This window comes from Sphingobium sp. FW306-1B-F04DB (genome assembly GCF_058781925.1).
Map to the genome: position 1 here is coordinate 119,935 of NZ_JBYSXE010000004.1, position 19,640 is coordinate 139,574.

General features: G+C 65.6%; 21 protein-coding genes, 1 tRNA gene and 1 pseudogene. 5 read left to right on the forward strand and 18 right to left on the reverse strand.

The genetic code is table 11. The annotated features are described in order from the left end of the window. Nucleotides 1-2: 2 nt before the first annotated feature. From AC3WJD_RS04185 to ubiA, 9 genes are all read right to left on the reverse strand, one after another. Nucleotides 3-1,739 carry a cytochrome c oxidase subunit I gene (locus AC3WJD_RS04185; protein WP_492744803.1) on the reverse strand — a complete coding sequence of 579 codons (1,737 nt, stop codon included), beginning with the start codon at nucleotides 1,737-1,739 and terminating at the stop codon, nucleotides 3-5. Then, nucleotides 1,739-2,599 (reverse strand): cytochrome c oxidase subunit II, encoded by an 861-nt coding sequence (locus AC3WJD_RS04190; protein ID WP_492744805.1) that lies wholly within the window; start codon nucleotides 2,597-2,599, stop codon nucleotides 1,739-1,741. The genes AC3WJD_RS04185 and AC3WJD_RS04190 overlap by 1 nt, the downstream gene beginning before the upstream one ends. Before the next feature lie 158 nt (nucleotides 2,600-2,757). Then, nucleotides 2,758-3,795, reverse strand: a complete 1,038-nt coding sequence (locus tag AC3WJD_RS04195) for an MBL fold metallo-hydrolase (RefSeq protein WP_492744807.1) — start codon at nucleotides 3,793-3,795, stop codon at nucleotides 2,758-2,760. Beyond that, a complete protein-coding gene (locus AC3WJD_RS04200) occupies nucleotides 3,792-4,463 on the reverse strand; it encodes a peroxiredoxin (RefSeq protein WP_492744810.1) in 672 nt (223 codons plus the stop codon). The genes AC3WJD_RS04195 and AC3WJD_RS04200 overlap by 4 nt, the downstream gene beginning before the upstream one ends. An 81-nt stretch (nucleotides 4,464-4,544) precedes the next feature. Further along, nucleotides 4,545-5,489, reverse strand: a complete 945-nt coding sequence (locus AC3WJD_RS04205) for an ROK family protein (RefSeq protein WP_492744812.1) — start codon at nucleotides 5,487-5,489, stop codon at nucleotides 4,545-4,547. A gap of 71 nt (nucleotides 5,490-5,560) precedes the next feature. Then, nucleotides 5,561-6,346 carry a TSUP family transporter gene (locus tag AC3WJD_RS04210; protein ID WP_492744814.1) on the reverse strand — a complete coding sequence of 262 codons (786 nt, stop codon included), beginning with the start codon at nucleotides 6,344-6,346 and terminating at the stop codon, nucleotides 5,561-5,563. 8 nt (nucleotides 6,347-6,354) lie between these two features. After that, a complete protein-coding gene (locus AC3WJD_RS04215) occupies nucleotides 6,355-7,134 on the reverse strand; it encodes a 3'(2'),5'-bisphosphate nucleotidase CysQ (protein WP_492744815.1) in 780 nt (259 codons plus the stop codon). Next, entirely contained in the window at nucleotides 7,127-8,473 is a 1,347-nt protein-coding gene (locus AC3WJD_RS04220) for a TldD/PmbA family protein (RefSeq protein ID WP_492744817.1), read from the reverse strand. Before AC3WJD_RS04220 ends, AC3WJD_RS04215 begins: the two co-directional genes overlap by 8 nt. A 31-nt stretch (nucleotides 8,474-8,504) precedes the next feature. After that, a complete protein-coding gene (gene ubiA, locus AC3WJD_RS04225) occupies nucleotides 8,505-9,428 on the reverse strand; it encodes a 4-hydroxybenzoate octaprenyltransferase (RefSeq protein WP_492744819.1) in 924 nt (307 codons plus the stop codon). A 41-nt stretch (nucleotides 9,429-9,469) separates the two neighbouring features. On the opposite strand from ubiA, the gene AC3WJD_RS04230 reads away from it, so the two are divergent. Together AC3WJD_RS04230 and AC3WJD_RS04235 are read left to right on the forward strand one after the other, a co-directional pair. Continuing rightward, entirely contained in the window at nucleotides 9,470-10,222 is a 753-nt protein-coding gene (locus tag AC3WJD_RS04230) for a 16S rRNA (uracil(1498)-N(3))-methyltransferase (RefSeq protein WP_492744821.1), read from the forward strand. A 100-nt stretch (nucleotides 10,223-10,322) separates the two neighbouring features. Beyond that, nucleotides 10,323-11,696: a glutamate--cysteine ligase gene (locus tag AC3WJD_RS04235; protein ID WP_492744823.1), complete on the forward strand. Its 1,374-nt coding sequence runs from the start codon at nucleotides 10,323-10,325 to the stop codon at nucleotides 11,694-11,696. Between the two features lie 4 nt (nucleotides 11,697-11,700). Here the strand turns inward: AC3WJD_RS04235 and AC3WJD_RS04240 are convergent, their stop codons facing one another. From AC3WJD_RS04240 to AC3WJD_RS04270, 7 genes are all read right to left on the reverse strand, one after another. Continuing rightward, nucleotides 11,701-12,999, reverse strand: coding sequence for a methyltransferase family protein (locus tag AC3WJD_RS04240; RefSeq protein WP_492744825.1), 1,299 nt, complete (start codon nucleotides 12,997-12,999; stop codon nucleotides 11,701-11,703). 47 nt (nucleotides 13,000-13,046) lie between these two features. After that, on the reverse strand, nucleotides 13,047-14,438 hold the full coding sequence (locus tag AC3WJD_RS04245; RefSeq protein WP_492744827.1) for a sensor histidine kinase: 1,392 nt from the start codon (nucleotides 14,436-14,438) through the stop codon (nucleotides 13,047-13,049). Further along, entirely contained in the window at nucleotides 14,435-15,154 is a 720-nt protein-coding gene (locus AC3WJD_RS04250; RefSeq protein ID WP_492744829.1) for a response regulator, read from the reverse strand. Before AC3WJD_RS04250 ends, AC3WJD_RS04245 begins: the two co-directional genes overlap by 4 nt. Nucleotides 15,155-15,229: 75 nt before the next feature. Next, entirely contained in the window at nucleotides 15,230-15,799 is a 570-nt protein-coding gene (locus tag AC3WJD_RS04255; RefSeq protein ID WP_492744831.1) for an EF-hand domain-containing protein, read from the reverse strand. Nucleotides 15,800-15,924: 125 nt separating this feature from the next. Then, nucleotides 15,925-15,998: transfer RNA gene (locus tag AC3WJD_RS04260), tRNA-Gly, on the reverse strand. Next, nucleotides 15,989-16,462, reverse strand: a complete 474-nt coding sequence (locus AC3WJD_RS04265; RefSeq protein ID WP_492744833.1) for an RrF2 family transcriptional regulator — start codon at nucleotides 16,460-16,462, stop codon at nucleotides 15,989-15,991. The genes AC3WJD_RS04260 and AC3WJD_RS04265 overlap by 10 nt, the downstream gene beginning before the upstream one ends. A gap of 49 nt (nucleotides 16,463-16,511) precedes the next feature. Beyond that, the gene (locus AC3WJD_RS04270; RefSeq protein WP_492744835.1) at nucleotides 16,512-16,814 is read right to left on the reverse strand and encodes a hypothetical protein; all 303 of its coding nucleotides are present in this window, start codon (nucleotides 16,812-16,814) and stop codon (nucleotides 16,512-16,514) included. Between the two features lie 169 nt (nucleotides 16,815-16,983). On the opposite strand from AC3WJD_RS04270, the gene AC3WJD_RS04275 reads away from it, so the two are divergent. Continuing rightward, a complete protein-coding gene (locus AC3WJD_RS04275; protein ID WP_492744837.1) occupies nucleotides 16,984-17,133 on the forward strand; it encodes a hypothetical protein in 150 nt (49 codons plus the stop codon). Between the two features lie 51 nt (nucleotides 17,134-17,184). Here AC3WJD_RS04275 and AC3WJD_RS04280 read toward each other — a convergent pair whose 3' ends face one another. After that, nucleotides 17,185-17,622 (reverse strand): Rrf2 family transcriptional regulator, encoded by a 438-nt coding sequence (locus AC3WJD_RS04280; RefSeq protein ID WP_492744839.1) that lies wholly within the window; start codon nucleotides 17,620-17,622, stop codon nucleotides 17,185-17,187. Between the two features lie 113 nt (nucleotides 17,623-17,735). Between AC3WJD_RS04280 and AC3WJD_RS04285 the strand changes: the two genes are divergently transcribed. Together AC3WJD_RS04285 and hmpA are read left to right on the forward strand one after the other, a co-directional pair. After that, entirely contained in the window at nucleotides 17,736-18,128 is a 393-nt protein-coding gene (locus AC3WJD_RS04285) for a group III truncated hemoglobin (protein ID WP_492744841.1), read from the forward strand. A gap of 46 nt (nucleotides 18,129-18,174) precedes the next feature. Further along, nucleotides 18,175-19,386 carry an NO-inducible flavohemoprotein gene (gene hmpA, locus AC3WJD_RS04290; RefSeq protein WP_492744843.1) on the forward strand — a complete coding sequence of 404 codons (1,212 nt, stop codon included), beginning with the start codon at nucleotides 18,175-18,177 and terminating at the stop codon, nucleotides 19,384-19,386. Nucleotides 19,387-19,436: 50 nt separating this feature from the next. Here the strand turns inward: hmpA and AC3WJD_RS04295 are convergent. Next, a pseudogene (locus AC3WJD_RS04295) lies at nucleotides 19,437-19,640 on the reverse strand (hypothetical protein); the annotation flags it as partial.

The following is a 19,640-nucleotide window of genomic DNA, read 5'->3' on the forward strand; positions in this document are numbered from 1 at the left end:
GCTCACGAGCGGTGTGACTCGCCCGCGGGGGGCTCGTTCTGCGGGATGAAATCCCTTGGCGCGCCGGGCACGCTATAGTCATAGGCCCAGCGATAGACGACGGGGAGCCTCGGCCCCCAATTGCCGTGGCTCGGCGGCGTTTCGGGCGTCTGCCATTCGAGCGAGGTCGCCCCCCAGGGATTGGGGTCGGCCTTGGGCCCGCGGAACAGGCTCCAGAACATATTCCAGAAGAAGATCATCTGCGCCACGAACACGACCAGCGCGGCGATGGTGATCGCCTGATTGGCGAGGTGCACGGAGTCGGGGATGAACGCGGTCTCGCCCAGCGCATAATAGCGCCGCGGAACGCCGAGGAAGCCGAGATAGTGCATCGGCAGATAGACCGCATAGACGCCCAGGAATGTGATCCAGAAATGGATCTTGCCCAGTCTCTCGTTCCACATCCGCCCGGTGATCTTGGGATACCAGTGATAGATCGCGCCGAAGATCACGAGGATCGGTGAAACCCCCATCACCATATGGAAATGGCCCACGACGAAGAAGGTGTCGGAAAGCGGCACGTCGACGCTGACATTGCCGAGGAACAGCCCGGTCAGCCCGCCATGGATGAAACTGAACAGGAATCCGATCGCGAACAGCATCGGCACGCGCAGATGGATGTCGCCACGATAGAGCGTCAGGATCCAGTTATACACCTTGATCGCGGTCGGGATCGCGATGATCAAGGTCGAGGTCGCGAAGAAATAGCCGAAATAGGGGTTCATGCCACTGACGTACATATGGTGCGCCCAGACGAAGAAGCTGAGCGCACCGATGATCACGATCGCCCAGACCATCATCCGGTATCCGAAGATGTTCTTGCGCGAATGGACGCTGATCAGGTCGGAGACGATCCCGAATGCCGGCAGCGCGACGATATAGACCTCGGGATGGCCGAAGAACCAGAACAGGTGCTGGAACAGGATCGGACTGCCGCCTTCATAGCCCAGCTCCTTCCCCATCGAGATGATCGCGGGCATGAAGAAGCTGGTCCCCGCGATGCGATCGAGAAGCATCATGATCGCGGCGACGAACAGCGCGGGAAAGGCCAGCAGCGCCATGATGCTCGCGACGAAGATGCCCCAGACCGAACAGGGCATCCGCATCAGCGTCATCCCCTTGGTGCGCGCCTGGAGCACGGTCGTCACATAGTTGAGCCCGCCCATCGTGAAGCCGACGATGAAGAGCGCGAGCGACACCAGCATCAGGATGATGCCGTACTGGTGGCCGGGCGTGCCTTCGAGAATGGTTTGCGGCGGGTAGAGCGTCCAACCCGCGCCCGTGGGGCCGCCCGGCACGAAGAAGCTCGCCACCAGCACGATCACCGCGAGCAGATAGACCCAGTAGCTGAGCATGTTGACGAAGGGGAACACCATGTCCCGCGCGCCCACCATCAGCGGGATCAGATAGTTGCCGAAACCGCCCAGCAGCAACGCGGTCAGCAGATAGACCACCATGATCATCCCGTGCATGGTGACATACTGGAGATATTGCGTCGGCTGGATGAAATCGAAGGTATCAGGAAAGCCCAGTTGCAGCCGCATCAGCGCGGAGAGCACCAGCGCCACCAGCCCGATCGCGATCGCGGTGAGCGAATACTGGATCGCGATGACCTTGTGGTCGAGGCTCCAGACATATTTGCCGATCCATGTCTTGGGGTGATGAAGCGGCGTGAGATCGTCGGCGAGTGTCGTTGCCATCAGCGTGCCCCCCTTGCGCTCGCGCCGGGTGCCGCAACCTGCGCCAGCTGCGCCCCGTCGGCTCCCGCCTCGGCCATAAGCTGGCCGAAGGTCGGCTGTTCGCTCAGCCAGCTTCCGAAATCGCGCTCATTGGCGACGATCACGGTCCCGCGCATCATGTGATGCCCCGTGCCGCACAGCTCGGCGCAGAGGATCTCGTAGGTTCCGGTCCGCGTGGGCGTCATCCAGAAATAGGTGACGATACCCGGCACCAGATCCATCTTCGCGCGGAAGTGCGGCACGTAGAAATCGTGGAGCACGTCCTTGGAACGCAGCACGACCTTGACGGGCTTGTCGACGGGCAGGTGCAGTTCGTTGGTCTCGACCAGCACGTCATCGCGGCCATAGGGATCGCGCGGATTGATGCCGAACGTATTGTCGGGGGTGATATGGCTGACATTGGCGCCGCCCAGCACGCCGTCGGCGCCGGGAAAACGGAAGGCCCATTGCCATTGCTGCCCCGTCGCCTCGACCACCGCCGCGTCCTTGGGCACGGTCACATATTGATGCCAGGCGATCAGCCCGGGCGCGAGCATCCCGGCGATGCCGATCCCGGTCCAGAAGGTCAGCCGCTTTTCGAGCCTTGCATTCTCGGGATCGAAATGCGCCCTGTGGCCGGGGCGGTTGCGATAGCGCACGATGCACCACGCGATGAACAGGTTGAGCGCGACGAAAGCCACCGCGCAGATCCACAGCGTGACCATCAACGCATCGTCGATAGAGCCCCAGTTGGACGCACGCGGGGTAAGCCACCACGGACTGAACAGGTGAAAGGCGATCGAGCCAAGCACGAGCAGCGCGATTACTATTGCGACAGCCATCCTCTCTCCCGCTGTTGCCGTGGCGCCCGGGATACCGAGGTGGACCGTTACTGGTTCGCCCCGGCACGCGGGAAGCAACCAACTCGTCTTATGATTCGACTATATATGACGAAAACATCAAGGGAAAGCGCGTCCTTCGATGGCCGCGAGATATGGCTTCACGCGCCGTCCTGCGCGACCGGATAGCCCATTTCGCGCCACGATTTCATGCCCCCGTCAAGCGCGGTCGCGCGCCTGAAGCCAAGCTCGCGCAACGTCGCCGCGGCGAGCGTCGAAACCTTGCCGAATTCGCACACGGTCAGGATCCGGACGGTCGGATCGGGCAGTTCCTGGTTGACGCGCAGCTCGAGCTGGCCGCGCGGCAGATTGTGCGCGCCATGAATATGTCCTGCGTCATAGGCGCCGCGCTCGCGGACATCGAGCACGATCAGGTCGTCATCACCCGCTTCCAGCCGCACCGCCAGCTCCGTCAGCGACATGAAGGGCACCTTGCTCGCCGCCTCGGCAAGCATCTGCTCGACGGTCTTGCCGCCGCACATATTGGTGCGAAGCGCCTCGGTCATGTGATCGGGGGCGCTGAGGTTCAGATGCTCCATCATCTCGACAAAGGCCCGGCGATCGCGCTGCTGGAGCCGCGCATTCTCCGCGATCTCGCGCGCGATGGTACTCGAGACCTGCCCCTTATAGTCATGCGCGGGAAACACCTCGGTCGCCGGCTCGAGCTTCAGAATGATGTTGAACAGGCTGTCATAGAGCGCATCGGCGTCCCCCGTCGGCAGATCGGTGCGTCCGGTGCCGCCGATCAGCAGCGTGTCGCCCGTGAACAGCCTGTCCCCGACATGCAGGCACATCGAGTCGTTGGTGTGGCCCGGCGTGTGGATCGCCTGAAGCCGGAGATCGCCGAAGATCAGCATGTCGCCGTCGTCGAGCCGCAGATCGGCATGGGACGCGACGCTGTTGCGGTGCATCACCGCGGGCACGCCCAAGCGCTCCTTCAACTCGCGCGCGGCCGAAAAATGATCGGCATGGGTGTGCGTGTCGACCACATAGCGCAGGCGCAGTCCCTCGCGCGCAAGCAATCCCAGATAGCGGTCCAGCTGCGGAAGCGCGGGATCGATCAGTATCGCCGAACAGCTATTGGCGCAGCCGAGAAGATAGGACTGGCAACCGCCTGTACTGATCCGCTCGAAGATCATTCGTCCGCTTTTTCGGGCTGACGGACCACACGCATATACGGCTTCACCGTCGTCCAGCCTTCGGGGAAGAGCGCCTCGGCGTCCTCGTTCGAAACCGCAGGCACGATGATCACGTCCTCACCCTGCTTCCAGTTCACGGGTGTCGCCACCTTGTATTCGGCGGTGAGCTGGCACGAGTCGATCAGGCGCAGCACCTCATCGAAATTGCGTCCGGTGCTCATCGGATAGACGAGCATCGCCTTTATCAGCTTGTCGGGGCCGATCAGATAGACCGTCCGCACCGTCTGGTTGTTGAGCGGCGTACGCCCTTCGGCGCTGTCGCCGGCATCGGCCGGGAGCATGTCGTAGAGCTTGGCGACCGCGAGATCGTGATCCGCGATGATCGGATAGGTGACATCACCGCCCGTCACGTCCTTGATGTCGCTCAGCCAGCGCTCATGATCGCCGAGGGGATCGACCGACAGGCCGATCACCTTGCAGTTGCGCGCGGCGAACTGATCCTGGCATTTCGCGAGGTAGCCCAGCTCTGTGGTGCAGACGGGGGTGAAGTCCTTGGGATGGGAAAACAGCATGCCCCACGAATCGCCCAGCCACTCATGGAAATTGATCGTTCCCTGCGTGGTTTCGGCGGTGAAGTCGGGGGCGCGTTCAGCGATTCGCAACGCCATGATTTCCTCCTTCGAGAGACCCCCGACATAGCAAATCCGGCGTTTTTCTGCCACGAAGATAGTTGTTCAGATATCAAGCTGTTAGGCGAAACAAGGCCAGTCGCCCGCGCCGGGCCAGCGTCCGCACAGCGAGCGCCAGGCAATCGCGAGCGCGCCGGTCAGCCCGGCCGACGCGCCCGCACCCGGCGCGGCCACATAGCTGTCGAGCGCGCGCGTCCACGTATTCAGCCCATAACCGCCGAGCTTTGCGGCCAGCGCATCGCGGACGAGAGCGTGCATATGCCCCGCCTCCATCACCCCGCCGCCGAGAATGATGCGCTGCGGCTGAAGCGCATAGGTTAGATTGACACATAGCGTGGCGAGATAATCGGCCTCCACCGCCCAGGCGGGATGATCGTGGGGCAGACTGGCGGCATCGACCTGCCAGCGCGCCGCGATCGCGGGGCCGCTCGCCAGCCCCTCCAGACAATCGCCATGATAGGGACAGATACCTGCAAAAGCCGTGTCGTCAGGCGCGCGAGGAATGCGCATGTGCCCCGCCTCGGGATGATTGGCGCCGCCATGCGGCACACCGCCGATCACCACGCCGACCCCGATCCCGGTGCCCACCGTGACATAACAGAAGCAATCGAGCCCTTGCGCGCTGCCGAACAGCATCTCGCCCACCGCCGCCGCATTGACGTCGGTGTCGAGGGTCACGGGCACGCTGTTTGTGCGTTCAAAATGGCCAACCAGATCGACTCCCGACCAGCCCGGCTTTGGGGTGGCCGTGATCGTGCCGAAATCGGGTGCGGCGCGATCGAGCGAAAGCGGCCCGAAACTGCCGATCGCCATCGCGCCGATCGGCCCGTGCGCCGCGACTGCACGCCCGAAAAAGTCGCTCGCCGCGCCCAGCGTTTCGGCGGGCGTGGTGGTAGGGATCCGCACCCGTTCGATCACCGCACCGTCGGGCCGCGCCACAGCACACAGGAACTTGGTGCCCCCCGCCTCGATCACCGCCAGCAACCCGTTGTGCCCCTTGGTCATCGACTGCCCGGCCCTTCCTTCTTCGCCAAGCCGAGGATGCGGCGTGCACCGCCGTCCTGCAAGCGCCTGCGCTAGCCCGCCCAGAGCATCTGTGCGACCGGGTTTTTCGGATGGGCGAGCAGCCGGATCGTCATGCCCACCGACATGACGACGAGCAATGGACGGATCAGCTTGCCGCCAAAGCGCATTGCGGTCATCGAGCCGAGACGCCCGCCGATGATGCTGGCCCCCGCCATCGCAAAGCCGAGGGTCCAGTAGATATGCCCGCCCGCCGTCATCACGATCACCGCGCCGATATTGCTCGCGAAGTTGAGCAGCTTGGTATTGGCCGTCGCGCGGATCAGCCCGAAGCCGAGCAGCGAGATCAGGCTAATCGCGAAGAAGGAGCCCGTGCCCGGTCCGAACAGCCCGTCATAGAAGCCGATCGCGGCTGCGACCGCGCTATAGGCCGGAATCTCGATGCGGTGGCGCAGGTCGACCTCGCTCATCGCCGGCGAGAGCAGGAAGTAGAGCGCGATCAGGATCAGCAGCCCGGGAACGAGCCCCGCCAGGAATGACGGATCGATATGCTGCACGACAAGCCCGCCCCCCATCGCGCCGACGAACGAGCCGGCAACGGGCAGCGCCATGCGCCGCAGGTCGATATGGCCCGAACGCCAGAAGGTGTAGCAGGCGGTAGCCGAACCGAAGCTCGACTGCACCTTGTTGGTGCCGAGCGCGAGCACGGGCGGCACGCCCGCGCCCAGCAGCGCGGGGAGCGTCAGCAGCCCGCCGCCGCCCGCGATCGCATCGATGAATCCCGCCACGGCAGCGACCACGACGAGGAACAGGAAGGTTTCGGTGGCGAGTTCAACCATGCCGCGGATCAGCGGCCAATCGCGGCTTCCGCGCGTTCGCGCAGCCTTTCCACGGCTGCGGCATGAATGCCGGGCGCGGACGCGATGACGCCGAAGGCCTCACCCTTGGTGCTGTTGAAGCGCAGCGCAGAGCCGAAGGCGTCGGTCACGGCCACGCCCGCCTCGCGTGCGATCAGCACCGCGGCTGCGATATCCCATTCATTGCCCCAGCGAATCGTCGCGACCAGATCGGCCTCGTCGGCGGCGACCATCGCGATCCGCAGCGCGATCGAGTTGGGCTTTTCGACCGCTGTCAGGTCGCGATCGACCTTGGGCAGAGCGTCGGTGGGCACGCGCGCGCCGGGGAAGATCCTACGGCTGCTGCCCACGAGCTTCTCCCCGTTGCGCCAGGCGCCCTGCCCCGCGACCGCGCGCCAATGCTCGCCGCGTGCCGGCGCGTCGAGTACGCCGAGAATGGGTCGCCCGCCCTCGACCAGCGCGACTGACACCGCCCAGCCCGGCCGGCCGCGAATATAGTCGCGCGTGCCGTCGATCGGATCGACCACCCAGACGCGCGGAACAAGCAGGCGGTCGGGATGGTCGGCGGTTTCCTCGGATAACCAGCCCGCCTCGGGATCGATTTCGGAGAGCCGCGCGCGGAGGATGTCGTTGGCGGCAAGATCGATCTCGCACACGGGGTTGCCCGGCGCCTTTTCCCATTGCGTGAACTCGCCGCGCCAGCGGCCATGCGCCATCGCCGCCGCCTCGGCCGCCGCGGCGGCGACCCGGTCGATCAGCGCCTCAGCCACCCGCGACCGTCATGCCATCGACGCGCAGCGTGGGAACGTTGCTCGCATAGCGGAATTCGAGGTCATTGGCGGGAATGAGCGCGCGGTACATGTCCTTCAGATTGCCCGCTATGGTGAGTTCAGCGACGGGGCGCGTGAGCGCGCCATTCTCGATCAGGAAGCCCGCGGCACCCCGACTGTAGTCGCCCGTCACGCCATTCACGCCCATGCCGATCAGCTCGGTGACATAGATTCCCTGTCTGATATCGGCCATCAGCGCGCTCGGCGTGTCGGTGCCGGGCAGCATGTGGAGGTTGCTGCTCCCCGCTCCCGGCGCGCCGCCGATCCCGCGCGAGGCATGGCCCGTCGGTTCGAGCCCAAGCTGACGGGCAGCCGCCGTCGCCATCAACCAGCCGGTGAGTAGGCCCTTGTCGATGATCGTCGTCTTGTGCGTCGCCAGCCCCTCGCCATCGAAGGGGCGCGAGCGCAGGCCGCGGACGCGGTGGGGATCGTCGAGGACCGTGATGCCGGAGCCGAAAACCTCTCCGCCCAGGCTGTCGAGCAGGAAGCTGGTCTTGCGCGCGATCGCTGCGCCAGTGATTGCGCCTATCAGATGGCCGAGCAGGCTGCTTCCCACACGCGGATCGAAGACCACGGGCATCGGGCCGCTCGCGGGACGGATGGGATCGAGCTTGGCGATCGCGCGCTCGCCCGCCTGACGGCCGATCGCGGCGGCATCCTCGAGGTCGCTCAGGTACCGCGCCGAATGATAGGCATAGTCGCGCTGCATCGCGCCGCCGTTGCCCGCAAGCACGCTGGCCGAAACGCCATGCCCGGTGCCGGCATAGCCACGCGAAAATCCCGTGCTCGTGCCGAGCGCGATGACGGTCCGGCTTGCACTTGCGCCCGCACCCTCGCTGTTGGTGACGCCGGCGACGCTGCGCGCCGCGTCCTCGCATTCGAGCGCACGTGCCTTGAGCGCGGCGGGATCGGTTTCAGCACCGTCATCTATGTCGATCGCGGGCAGATCGCCGCGCATCAGCCGCTCTTCGGGCGCGAGCGCGGCATAAGGATCCTCAGGCGCCTCGCGCGCCATCGCGACAACGCGGTCGACCAGCGCATCAAAGGCCTGCGACGACAGATCCGAGGTCGAAGCGCTTGCGGAGCGCTGCCCAACGAACACGCGCAGGCCGACCTCCTCGCCCTCCGACCGCTCGACATCCTCGAGCGCGCCGAGCCGCATCTGCACCTGCGTCGAGGCGCCGCCGATATAAATCGCGTCCGCGGCATCGGCACCGCCCTTTCGCGCGCGCGCCACGAGATCGGCGATCTGATTTTCGGCTTGGGTTACGCTGAGCATCAGCCGCGCTTAGGCCGAGCCGCGCGAACGTTCAAGCAGCCGATCCCACCGCGGCGCAGGCGAGGAAGACGAGGAAGCCCGCAAAACGGTTCGACCGGAACTTGATCAGCCCGTCGAGCCCATCATCGGGGTTGAGCGTCACCACCTGCCAGAACAAATGCAGCGTCGCGGGAAACAGTGCGACGAGCGCGAGCGGATCGGGCCGGAGCGTCCAGATCGCCGCGGCCCAGAGCAGCACGGCGAGCGTGTAGCAGAGAAGCACGCCGCCGCGGACATGGCCGCCCATGCGCAGTGCCGAGGAGCGCACGCCGATCAGCGCGTCGTCTTCCCGGTCCTGCAGCGCGTAGAGCGTGTCATAGCCGATCACCCAGAATATCGAGCCGGCATAGAGCAGCAGCACGGGACCCGCGAGGTCGCCGCGGATCGCGGCCCAGCCGACAAGCGCCCCCCATGTGAAGACGAGTCCGAGCCAGGCCTGCGGCCACCATGTGATCCGCTTCATGAAGGGATAGGCGGCGACCAGCACGAGGCTGCCCAGGGCGACGATCTGCGCGAAGGGCTGGAGCTGGAGCAGCGCGAGCAGGCCGATGAGGCACAGCACGAGCAGCCAAACCCACGCCGCCTTCAGAGAAATCAACCCGCTCGCCAGCGGCCGGCTGCGCGTGCGCGCCACCTGCCGGTCGAGATCGCGGTCGACGATGTCGTTGTAGACGCAGCCCGCGCCGCGCATCGCGATACTGCCGAGCAGGAACCAGAAGACCAGTGGCCATTGATCCGCCAGCCCGCCCGCGAGCGCCAGCCCCCAGGCGCAGGGCCAGAAGAGCAGCCACCAGCCAATCGGCCGGTCGAGGCGCGCGAGCAGCGCCAAGCCGCGGATCTTGTCGGGCAGGACGCGTATCAGCCCGCGATACTGGGTGTCGGGGACGATCTCGGGTTCTTGGGGCACGCTGTTCATGCTAGGCGGCGCAATCCATTGACGACTTTCCGAGCTTTCTTATGCCCGCAACCCCCGCATGGCCACCCGAAAGCGCGCCGCGGCTGTTCGTCGACAACGAACTTGCCGACGGGCAGGAGATCCGCGTCGATGGCGGACAGGCGCATTACCTGATCTCGGTGATGCGGCTGAAGCAAGGGGGTGCGGTCAAGCTGTTCGACGACCGCACGGGGGAATGGCTGGCCGAGGCGACCGCGATCGGCAAGCGCGACCTGATACTGAGCGTGACCGCGCGGCTGCGCGCACGCGAGGCTGTGCCCGACCTCTGGCTCTGCGCCGCACCGATCAAGAAGGGGCGCGTCGACTGGGTGGCGGAAAAGGCGTGCGAGCTGGGCGTCGGTCGGCTGGTGCCCGTCCTCACGCGCCGCACCGTGATCGACCGCGTCAACACCGAGCGGCTGCGCGCACACATGATCGAAGCGGCGGAACAGTGCGGCCGCACCGCGCTTCCCGAAATGGCCGAGCCGGTGAAGCTCGCCGCGCTGCTCAGGGACTGGCCGGAAGACCGGACGCTGTTCTTCGCCGATGAGGAAGGCGGCGTCACCGCCTTCGAAGCGATGCGCGCGCACCCCGGCCCGGCGGCCATCCTTGTCGGCCCCGAAGGCGGCTTCGACGACGAGGAGCGCATGGCGATCCGCGCGCTGCCCCAGGCGGTGGGAATCACGCTCGGCCCGCGCATCCTGCGCGCGGAGACAGCAGCCGCGGCAGCAACGAGCGTCTGGATGGCGGCCGCGGGTGACTGGCAGGTCGCGTAAGCGCCTCATAAAAAACGCTCCCCCCTTCACAAGTCGACCGTCGCAAACCATCTGCACATCCGCGCTGGCCAATGGGGGGCGGCAGGGCTAAGGGCGGGCAATGAGCACTAAGACGGTTTCAAATGGCAACGATCCGGTCATTGAGACCCGGGATCAGCTCGTCGCGGCCTTTGCCAAGGGTGAAAAGCCTAAGGAAGACTGGCGGATCGGCACCGAGCACGAAAAATTCGTCTATTGCACGCGCGACCATCATGCCCCCTCCTATGAAGAGCCCGGCGGCATCCGTGATCTGCTCGGCTGTTTGACGCAATTCGGGTGGTCGCCGGTCGAGGAGAACGGCAATGTCATCGCACTGTCGGGCAATGACGGCACGGTAAGCCTTGAGCCTGCGGGACAGCTGGAGCTTTCCGGGGCCCCGCTCGAGAACCTCCACCAGACCTGCGCCGAAACGGGCCGCCACCTCGAACAGGTGAAGGCGATCGGCGACAAGACGGGCAAGGGCTTCCTTGGCCTTGGCATGTGGCCCGACAAGACGCGCGAAGAGCTGCCGATCATGCCCAAGGGGCGCTACGATATCATGCTGCGCCATATGCCGCGCGTGGGCACGCTCGGACTCGACATGATGCTCCGCACCTGCACGATCCAGGTCAATCTGGACTATGCGAGCGAAGCCGACATGGTGAAGAAGTTCCGCGTCGGGCTCGCGCTCCAGCCGCTGGCGACCGCGCTCTTCGCCAATTCGCCCTTCACTGAGGGCAAGCCGAACGGCTTTCTGAGCTATCGCAGCCATATCTGGTCCGACACCGATCCCGCGCGCACGGGCATGCTGCCCTTCGTGTTCGAGGACGGGTTCGGCTATGAGCGCTATGCCGATTATGCGCTCGATGTGCCGATGTACTTCGTCTACCGGGACGGCAAATATATCGACGCGGCGGGCCAGAGCTTCCGCGATTTCCTGCAGGGCAAGCTGCCCGCGCTACCGGGCGAACTGCCGACCGAATCCGACTGGTCCGACCATCTCTCCACCGCCTTCCCGGAAGTGCGCATGAAGAGCTTCCTCGAGATGCGGGGCGCCGATGGCGGGCGCTGGAACAAGATCTGCGCGCTGCCCGCCTTCTGGGTGGGGCTGCTCTATGACCAGACCGCGCTCGATGCGGCATGGGATCTGGTCAAGGACTGGTCGATGGACGAACGCCAGCTTCTCCGCGACTCGGTGCCCAAACTCGCGCTCGACGCGCCTGTTGCGGGCGGCCGCACACTCCACGACATCGCGCCGCAAGTGCTCGAGATCGCGGGCGCGGGCCTCAACGCGCGTGCGCGGTTCAACTCATCGGGCGACAACGAAAGCGGCTTCCTCGATCCGCTGCGCGAGGTCGTCGCGTCGCGCAAGGTCCCCGCGCAGCGCCTGCTCGACAAATATCACGGCGAATGGGGCGGCGACCTGAGCCGCATCTATGCCGATATGAGCTTCTGAGGCGTCAGGGCCCCGGCTTGCGTCCGGTGAGCCAGCGGATCAGCCGCGGGATGGGGCCGTTGCGCTCCATCCACTCGGCATAGTCGCGATAGGCGGGATCCTGCCCCAGATGCGCTTCCTCGGTCTGGGCGCGCCAGTAATAGACACCGCTCACCACCGCAAGGATCGCGGTGTTGCGCGCGGCGTCGACAAGGCTGCCCGAGGTCGCGAAGAAGGGCAGCAGGGACAGCCACCAGAACAGGTTCTTCGACAGATAGGCAGGATGCTTGGTCCAGACATAGGGCCCGTGCGTCAGGATACCGCGATGCGTGAGGTTGGAAAAGCGCAGCCCGAACGCCACCGTCGCCCAGGCATAGATCGCGGTCAGCATGACGAGCGCGATCCCTGTCCCCACCAGGAACACCGGATAATTGGCAAACCACATCGCCCAGTCGCCCGCCGCCTTGTGATGGTCGAGCGGCCCGCCGGGGTTCATCAGGATGAAGGGTGGATAGCAGATCAGCGCCGCGGTCCAGCCGGCGGCGTAAGGATTTGCCGATCGGATATGCGCGTCCAACGGCTTAAACGTAAGCGCGTAGCCGACGGTCGCGAACATCACGTCGACGACGAACATGCCCGTGATCAGCCAGTTGATGAGCGGCACCGGCCCCGACAGGATTTCCGCAACCGGCGCGTGTACGAAATCGCCGAAGCCGCCGGGCACGATCGAGAGCATGAAGGCAAGGAAGAAGCCCTTCACCGCCCAGGCGCGTAAATGGTCATGGAGCTTTTCGCGATCCGCGATTCCCTGCCCCGCGAGCCATTGGCCGAAGACCCAGGCGCCATCGCGCGGATCGATCAGTCGCCGGTCGAGCCACAGTACATAGGGTATCGAGAGCCCGACCAGCCAGGGTGCCGCGGTCGCGAGCACCGACATGGAGAACTGGTAGCTGCCCTCCCAATACCAGCGCCCGATGCAATAGATCACCGCGATGATACCCCAGGTCGCCCACAGCCCCGCAATCTTGCTGATGCTGACATCGAGCGCCTCGCCGAGCGGGCGCGGTGGCATCGACCAGTCGATCCCGGTCGAAGGATTGCGGTGGACGCGGTCGACGAACAATGACCAGCCAACCATCGGCAGCCCGCACCACAGTACCGCCATCAGCGCAGAATGGGGTCCGTCCATGCCGAACTGCCGCGCGATCGCAATCCATGCGAACAGCCCGGCAAGCCCCGCCACGCCCACGCCATGGCTGACCGCGGAACGCGGTCGCGTATCGACGGAGGTGGCTTCGGCCTCGATCCTGCTGTGCACGGTCATGGCCCCCGCTTAGCGGGCAATGGTTAGCGGTGCGTGAAGCGGGGGGGCTAGACCGGCAGCCAGAGGCTGGCGCGCAGCCCGCCGCCGGCGCGATTGGCGAGCGTCAGGCGACCGCCATGCTGGAGCACGATGGCGCGCGCGAGCGCGAGGCCGAGCCCCGTGCCGCCCGTCTCGCGGCTGCGCGATTCTTCCATCCGCGTGAAAGGACGGAACATCGCCTCTACCTTGTCGTCGGGGATACCCGGGCCGTCATCGTCGATCGTCACGACCACGCCGCCATCCTGGACGCCCGTCGCAACCACGGCCTTGTCCCCATATTTGACGGCGTTGTCGATCAGGTTGCGTACCGCGCGCGTGATCAACGTCGGACGCAGCGTGACCGTCGTGCGCGGAGCATCGGCCAGGACGACATCTGCGCCCAGGGCCTGGAAATCGTCGACCACCGAATCGAGCAGCGCGCCGAGATCGACGCGTGTCTCGGGCTCGCTCGGGCGGCCCAGCCGCGCAAGCGAGAGGATGTCGTCGAGCGTCCGGTTCATCTCGTCGATCGTGGCGGCGGCGCGATCGCGCTCGCCATCCTCGTCGATTCCCTCGACGCGTACGCGCAGCGACGCCAGCGGAGTCCTGAGATCATGCCCGATCGCACCCAGCATGCGGTCTTTCTCGTCGAGCATCCCCGCGATACGCGTGCGCATGCCGTTATAGGCGGCGATGAGCCGCTTGACGTCGCCGGGGCCGCTTTCCGCGATGGGCGTTCCGGCTTCAGCGCTGCGGAAGGATTCAACCGCAGCGGTCAGCTCGCCGAGCGGGCGCGCGATACGGCGGCCGATCCACAGCACCGGAATCAGGACGACCGCGTAGAGGATCAACGTCTGTGCGATCAGCCAGAAGATGACGCGCCGGTCGCGATGTGGCAGCTTGGCGGTAGCGTTGATCCAGCGCCCCGGGGCGACCTCCGCGGAAACGATCAGGGTCGGGCGCGGGCCGCGTTCGCCCTCCGCGACGAGGCGACGGAACGCGGCAGCGCGCATCCGCGGTTCATCGCGCATCACATCGGTCTCGGCGGCCAGTACGCGACGCACGGGAATGCCGAGCTCCGCAAAAGCCACGGTCGCGCGCTCCGCGATATCGCCGCGTTTGCGCATACCGGGTTCGACGAGGCTCGTGGGGGTGCGCCGGACTCCGCGCCACAGCCATCGGTGGTGGCGCCCGGCTTCGCCTACCAGACCATCGGGACCACGATCGGCCAGCTGGCCCGCGCGGTCACGGTCGACCGCGTCGACCAGTCGCGCGATCGTCGGCGCGCTGACCTGCGTCAATATCTGGCGCTCGCGCTCGCGCAGCAATAGGCCGAAGTTGATCGCTTGCGCGACGAGCAGCGCGAGCGCGACGAGCAGCGCGATCTGGCTGGCGAGGCTCTCCGGCCAGAACCGCTTCACAGCCGCGTCACTTCGGCGGCAAGCGTATAGCCCCCGCCCCACACGGTCTTGATCAGCGCGGGATTTTTCGGGTCGACCTCGATCTTGCGGCGCAGGCGGCTGACCTGGTTGTCGATCGCGCGGTCAAAAGCATTGGCTTCGCGCCCCTGCGTGATGTCGAGCAACTGGTCGCGGCTCAGCACGTGGTTCGGCCGGGTCACCAGCGCGAGGAGAAGATTGTACTCGCCCGTGGAGATCGGGACCGTGACGCCCTCGCGGTCAACCAGGATGCGCTCGCCCGCCTTGAGTACCCAGCCGGCGAAAGCGTAGCTGCTGCTTTCGGGGGCTGCCTGGCGCGATCCGCCATTGCCGGCGCGGCGCAGGATCACCTTGATCCGCGCAACGAGCTCGCGTGGTGAGAAGGGCTTGAGCACATAATCGTCGGCGCCCATTTCGAGTCCGACGATCCGGTCGGTCTCCTCGCTCTTGGCGGTCAAGAGGATCACGGGGATCTCCCCGGTTTCGCGGATATGCCGGCACAGGCTCAACCCGTCCTCGCCGGGCATCATGATGTCGAGCACCACGAGGTCGATGGCATAGCCCTGGAGCCGCTGGCGCGCCGCAGCGGCATCGCCCACCGCGGTCACGCGAAAACCGTTCTTCTGCAGATAGGCGGCAAGCGGCTCGCGGATCGAGCGCTCGTCGTCGACGAGCAGGAGGTGCGGTCGGTCGGTCATGTCTCGGTCGGCCCCGTCATGGCGAAGCGGCGGGCAGGATGCAAATCCTGTCCGCCGCGCCGCGGGAGAGACGCGTTACTTCTGTTCGGCGCGTTTGGCCTTCCATGCAGTCCGCGCGGCTTCACGTTCCTGCTGGGTGACCTGCCCGTTCTTGTCGGCATCGGCGCGGTCGAACATCGCCAGCGCGCGCGACTGGAATTCGGCCTTGGTGACGGTGCCGTCCTTGTTGGCATCCATCATGCCCCCCATGCGATGACCGCCACGGTGCCAGCGCCGTCCTTCGCCGCGCTCGCCTCTCTTCTCAACGCGCTTGTCGTACGCCGCATCGTATTCGGCCCGGCTGATCTGGCCGTTGCCATCGGTATCGAGGCGCTTGAAGCGCTCGTCGGCGCGTGCCTTGCGCTGCGCATCGCGCTCGGCCTGCGTGATCTGGCCGTCGCCGTTGGTGTCAAGCTTCGCGAAATGCTGGTCGAGCTGCGCGGTCAGCTCGGCACGGGTGACGGTGCCGTCCTTGTTGGCGTCGGCGCCAAACATCATGCCGCCACGGTGCTTGCCCGCATGCGTATCGCCGCCGGGCTGCGCGATCGCGATGCCGCCCGCAAGCAGCATGGCCGAAAGGCCGGTCGCGACGATGATCTTCTTCATGGTCAGAAAACTCCACAAACATACGGGCCCACTGCCCGCCGATGCTGTGGCTTATGCACGCGGCTTGTCGCGGGAGTTTGTCATCCCGCGCAAAAAGTGTCGCAAATTGTCGCTGGTCAAAGGCATGGAGCGGGTGAAGGGAATCGAACCCTCGTCGTAAGCTTGGAAGGCTTCTGCTCTACCATTGAGCTACACCCGCGCGCGGTCGCCCTCTTCCTTGGCCGACGGCGTTTTGTCAATGGGGACATCCTCGACCGGGATCGGATCGGCGAGCGTGATGCCGTCGAGCACCTGCGCGGTCTCATCGCGGACGCGCAGCATCAGCTGGCGCAGCCGGCACTTGCTCTCCTCAAGGCAGTTCTTGCACTTCTCATGCGCGAAGCGGCTGGCGCAGGGAACGAGCGCGAGCGACCCACGCGTCAACCGCACGACGTCGCCATAGCTGATATCGACGGGTGCCAGCGCGAGCCAATAGCCGCCATCCTTGCCACGTAGCGTCGCGACGAGCCCGGCGCGACTCATCTCCGACAGGATCACCGTCAGGAACTTCGCGGGGATATTCTGCGCGTCGGCGATCTGGGTCAGCTGGATCGGACCTTCGCCATAATGATCGGCCAGGTGCTGGAGCGCGCGGATTGTGTACCGGGTCCGTTGAGAAAGCATTTTGCGTCAATGAACCGGAAGTCAAAGGATTGCAACTGGCGTCGGAGGGTCAGCCAATCCCGGGATTGAGCGGGGGCGGGTCGCTTGCCGGAAAGGATTCGTCGGAAGCCTCGTCGACCTCGCGCCATTCGCGTCGCGCACCGTCGCGCATCGCGGCTGGCCCCGCGTTGCGGACCTGCGCATGCGCCTCGGGTTCGCTCTCACCAGGCGAGAAGGCCGCAGCATGCCCGTTGCCGACATCGCCGCCGGCTTTGCGCGAGCGCAGAAGCAGCCAGCCCGCCAGCAGGCCAATTCCCGCGGTCGAAACGCCGATCACCCATTTCACCGGCTTGATACCCCTGATTTCGGCCATCTCGAGACTCCCTGCGTGCTGCATCCCCACAACCCGGCAATCCCCCCCTCGTTCCCGTTCTCTTTCCACGCGCGCTTTCGAACGATTCGCCGCAGAAAACGGAACATCGCCATTGTGCCAACGGTTAGCCCTGTGCCCCGATAATGGGACGATGCAGGAGGAACTTGCAATGCCTGACAAGAAGAAACAGCAGCAGCCCCAGCGCCAGCAGCCGGGTCGCCAGGATAAGCAGCAGGAACAGCAGCAGCCCGGTCGCCAGCAGCAGATGGGCGACGAGCAGCGCAAGCAGGATCGCCAGCAAAGCGATCAGCAGCGCTGAACCGGCCCGCAAGGGCGGCAAAGATCGGGGGCCGTTCGCGGCCCCCCTTTTTTATGGCTGCGCGGGCTCGGGATCGGGGATGAGCAACGCCGCCAGCTGTCCGCGCCGGCCCAAAAGGTCTTCAAGTGTATAACCGTCGAGCACCGCCATGAAGGCGGCAAGCGCTTCACCGAGGGCGCCCGTCAATCCGCAGGCGGGCGCGATGATGCAGCTGCCGCAATCGACGAGATCGAAACCATCTTCGGTATGGCGGATCACCGCACCGACATTGATCTCCGCGGCGTCGCATCCAAGCCGGACGCCGCCGAAACGGCCGCGCACGCTCGTCACATAGCCCGCATTCACCAGATCGTTGACCACCTTCATCAGATGGTTTTGCGAAATGCCATAGGCGCGGGAAATCTCGGCGATCGAGCACAGCCGGTCGGGACGCGCGCCAAGGTAGAGCAGCACGCGCATCGCGTAGTCGGTGTAGCGCGTCAGGCGCATCGCATCCCTCTTGTCCCGGCGGCGATCCGCCGCGTTACATTAATATGCATTTTTCTTGCATGTTTCAAACGTCGTGATACATGCCCGTCAAATACATCATTGGAGCATGAGTCGTGGACGTCGAAGCGCGGATCGATGACGAGGGGCTGAAGCGGCTGGTGTCGCTGTTCTATGCCCGCGTGCGCGAGGATGCCCAGCTCGGCCCCGTCTTCAACGATGCGATCGATGACTGGCCCGACCATCTCGATCGGCTTGCCACATTCTGGTCCTCGGTGATGCTGACCACCGGTCGGTACAAGGGCAATCCGATGGCTGCGCATCTCAGGCATGCGACGCGCATCACCCCTGCGCTTTTCGAACGCTGGCTGGCGCTGTGGAACCGCACGGCCGCCGAAGTGATGGCGCCCGCCGCGGCTGCCGCGCTCCAGGAAAAGGCCGCGCGCATCGCGGAGAGCCTCCAGCTCGCCTTGTACTTTCGCATCGAGCCACGCGCGACCGGCCCCTGATCGCGACGCGACCTGACCTTCCATTGCCAACCTCAAGGATACGCTGATGACGCAACCTCTCAGTGAGCGCACGATCGCGCTCGTCAAAGCCACCGTACCCGCGCTGCAGGCGCATGGCCTCGATATCGTGCGCGAAATGTATGCGCGCATGTTCCAGAACCCCGAGATCCGCGACCTGTTCAACCAGTCGCACCAGGGCGAGGACGGGGCGCAGCCGCGCGCGCTGACCGCCGCGATCCTGGGCTATGCCGCCAATATCGACAATCTCGGCGTTCTCGGCGCCGTGGTCGAGCGGATCGCGCAGAAGCATGTCGGGCTCCAGATACAGCCCGAACACTATCCCTATGTCGGCGAAGCGCTGCTCGGCGCGATCGAGGCGGTGCTTGGCGACGCCGCGACCGAGCAGGTTCTCGCCGCGTGGGGTGAGGCCTATGGGTTCCTTGCCAGCATCCTGATGGGGCGCGAGGACAGCATCTATCACGCGCTCGCGAGCGTCGAAGGCGGCTGGAAGGGCTGGCGCGACTTCGTCGTCGAGGACGTCCAGCCCGAAAGTGCGGTGATCACGTCGTTCATCCTGCGCCCTGCCGATGGCCGGCCGGTGATCCGGCACAAGCCTGGCCAGTATCTCACCTTCTGGCTCGAAATTCCGGGGCAGGCTGCGGTCAAGCGCAACTATTCGATCTCCAATGCGCCCAATGGCGAATATTATCGCATCTCGGTCAAGCGCGAGCCGATGGGCCTCGCGTCGAACTGGCTGCACGATCATGTCGTGCGGGGCATGGTGCTCAAGGTCGCCCCGCCGGCGGGCGATTTCTTCCTGCCCGAGCGCCCCGAACGACCCGTGGTGCTGCTGTCGGGGGGTGTCGGGCTGACGCCGATGACCGCGATGCTGGAAGCCGCCGCCGACCGTCATGTCGGTCTGCCTGTCCATTATGTCCATGGCACGCATGACGGCACGACGCATGCGATGAGCGCCGCGGTACGCGCGCTCGCCGATGCACGGCCCGGGATCAGGGTCACGACCTTCTACCAGAGCCCGCGCGACGAGGATGTGCTCGGCGAGCATTACGACCATGTGGGCCTGATCGACCAGGACTGGCTGGCCGAGGCTACGCCGGTTGCCGAGGCTGACTACTTCCTGTGCGGCCCTCGCCCGTTCCTGCGCAACTATGTCTCTGCGCTTGCGCAGGCAGGGGTGCCGTCCGACCGCATCCATTACGAGTTCTTCGGCCCTGCGGACGAACTGTTGGCAGCCTGAGGATCGGGGGGACGCGTGGTTGCGCGTCCCCTCTCCCGCCGCCCTTCGGCTCAGGCGACCGCGCGAAGCCGCGCCTTTGAAGCGGCTCCTCCCGTGTCGAAGCGTTCGGCCTGCTGCGCGAGCCCGACCGCTTCGGTGGTGAGGTTGCGCGCGGCGGCCGAGGTCTGCTCGACCATCGCCGCATTCTGCTGTGTCGACTGGTCCATCGTCGTGACGGCAACGCTGATCTGCGTGATCGCCGAGGATTGCGCGCG